This window comes from Burkholderia sp. HMSC10F09, from assembly GCF_001806955.1.
In the GTDB taxonomy this organism is placed as follows: Bacteria; Pseudomonadota; Gammaproteobacteria; order Burkholderiales; family Burkholderiaceae; genus Burkholderia; species Burkholderia multivorans.
Genome location: NZ_KV786559.1, coordinates 1 through 2041 on the forward strand (window position 1 = coordinate 1; position 2041 = coordinate 2041).

A 2041-nucleotide genomic window follows, 5' to 3' on the forward strand; every position below is an offset into this window, starting at 1 on the left:
ATGCACCGGCCGCACCGGCCGGCCGGCGACGATCCGCGCAAGCCGCCGCAGGACGGGCAGCCGTTCGCGGCCGGCCCGCGCGACGACCACTCTCGTGCCACGGCGGCCGCAGACGCGGCAAACGCCGGCACCGCTCATTAACGGAGAAAGGCATGCAATTCGACAAGCGCGCCTGGCTCGACAAGATCAAGCAGATGTTCGCGGGCTTCGACCGCCCGCTCGCCCTCATCGTGTTCCTGCTGCTGTGCGTCGGGATCGTCACGCTGTACAGCGCGAGCATCGACATGCCGGGCCGCGTCGAGGACCAACTGCGCAACATCCTGCTGACGTTCGTGCTGATGTGGGTGATCGCGAACATTCCGCCGACGACGCTGATGCGTTTCGCGGTCCCGCTCTATACGTTCGGCGTCGCGCTGCTCGTCGCGGTCGCGCTGTTCGGCATGACCAAGAAGGGCGCGAAACGCTGGCTGAACGTCGGCGTCGTGATCCAGCCGTCCGAGATTCTGAAGATCGCGACGCCGCTGATGCTCGCGTGGTACTACCAGCGCCGCGAAGGCGCGCTGCGCTGGTACGACTTCGTCGCCGCGTTCGGGATCCTGCTCGTGCCGGTCGGCCTGATCGCGAAGCAGCCCGACCTCGGCACCGGCCTGCTCGTGTTCGCGGCCGGCTTCTTCGTGATCTATCTGGCCGGCCTGTCGTTCAAGCTGATCGTGCCGGTGCTCGTCGCCGGCGTGATCGCGGTCGGCTCGATCGCCGTGTTCGAGGAGCGCATCTGCCAGCCCGAAGTGCAGTGGCCGCTGATGCACGACTACCAGAAGCACCGCGTCTGCACGCTGCTCGATCCGACGTCCGATCCGCTCGGCAAGGGCTTCCATACGATCCAGGCGGTGATCGCGATCGGCTCCGGCGGCGTGCTCGGCAAGGGCTATCTGAAAGGCACGCAGGCGCACCTCGAATTCATTCCGGAAAAGCACACCGACTTCATCTTCGCGGTGTTCTCGGAGGAATGGGGACTCGTTGGCGGCCTCGTGCTGCTCACGCTCTACATGGCGCTGATCGCGCGCGGGCTGTATATCGCCGCGCAGGGCGCGACGCTGTTCGGACGGCTGCTCGCGGGCTCGCTGACGCTCGCGTTCTTCGTCTATGCGTTCGTGAACATCGGGATGGTCAGCGGCGTGCTGCCGGTGGTCGGCGTGCCGCTGCCGTTCATGAGCTACGGCGGCACCGCGCTCACGACGCTCGGCATCGCGATCGGGATGATCATGAGCGTCGGCCGCCAGCGCCGGCTGATGAAAAGCTGAGCGCGGGCGGCGCCGGCCGCCCGTGCGCGCGGCGCGCGCTCCTTACTGCGGCGCCGCGTGTGAATCGCCCTGCGCGCCGCTGCCCGCGCCCGGCCCCTGCGCCTTCAGCCGCGCGCTCAGTTCCTGGTATTTCAATTCCGCCGTCTCGTCGCCTTGCGCAGCCGCCGCCGCGTAATAGGCACGCGCGATGTTCAGATCGCGCGTGACGCCGTCGCCGCCGCGCTCGTAGAACGACGCGGTCACGTACTGCGCGGTCGGCTCGCCCGCATCGGCCGCCTGCTTGTACCAGAGGAACGCCTGCCGGTTGTCGCGCGGCGTGCCGCGTCCGTCGAGAAACTGGTTCGCGAGCGACAGCGCGGCCTGCACGTGCCCCTGCTTCGCCGCGCGCAGGAACCAGCGATGCGCTTCGGCCGGATTGCGCGCGACGAATTCGCCGTCGTCGAACATCCGCCCGTACACGTACTGCGCATGCGACATGTTCGCGTTCGCCGCACGCTTCAGCCAGCGCAGCCCTTCGTCGACGTTCGCCGTCACGCCCTCGCCCGTCAGCAGCATCATCGCGTAGTTGAACTGTGCGAGGCGATCGCCGCGCTCGGCCGCGTCATGGAACTGGACGAGCGCCGCGCGATAGTCGCCCGCGTTGTAGTCGGCGATCGCGGACTGCGTCTCGCGCGCCGGTTCCGGCTGCGCATGCGGCGCACGCTGCGCGGCCGCCGCCGCGCATAGCGCGCCGAGGCCGA

At 68.6% G+C, this 2041-nt stretch carries 2 protein-coding genes; one reads left to right on the forward strand and one right to left on the reverse strand.

Annotated elements, in window-relative coordinates:
- Positions 1-152 precede the first annotated feature (152 nt).
- The gene (gene rodA, locus HMPREF3115_RS04805) at positions 153-1301 is read left to right on the forward strand and encodes a rod shape-determining protein RodA (RefSeq protein WP_006401857.1); all 1149 of its coding nucleotides are present in this window, start codon (positions 153-155) and stop codon (positions 1299-1301) included.
- Between the two features lie 42 nt (positions 1302-1343).
- On the opposite strand, the gene HMPREF3115_RS04810 is transcribed toward rodA, so the two are convergent.
- On the reverse strand, positions 1344-2041 hold a 698-nt coding region (locus tag HMPREF3115_RS04810; protein ID WP_070553566.1), incomplete at its 5' end, for a tetratricopeptide repeat protein.

What these genes read in the sequence shown, in the direction of transcription:
- rodA (WP_006401857.1), top strand. Translation starts at nt 153, where the DNA reads ATGCAATTCGACAAGCGCGCCTGGCTCGACAAGATCAAGCAGATGTTC.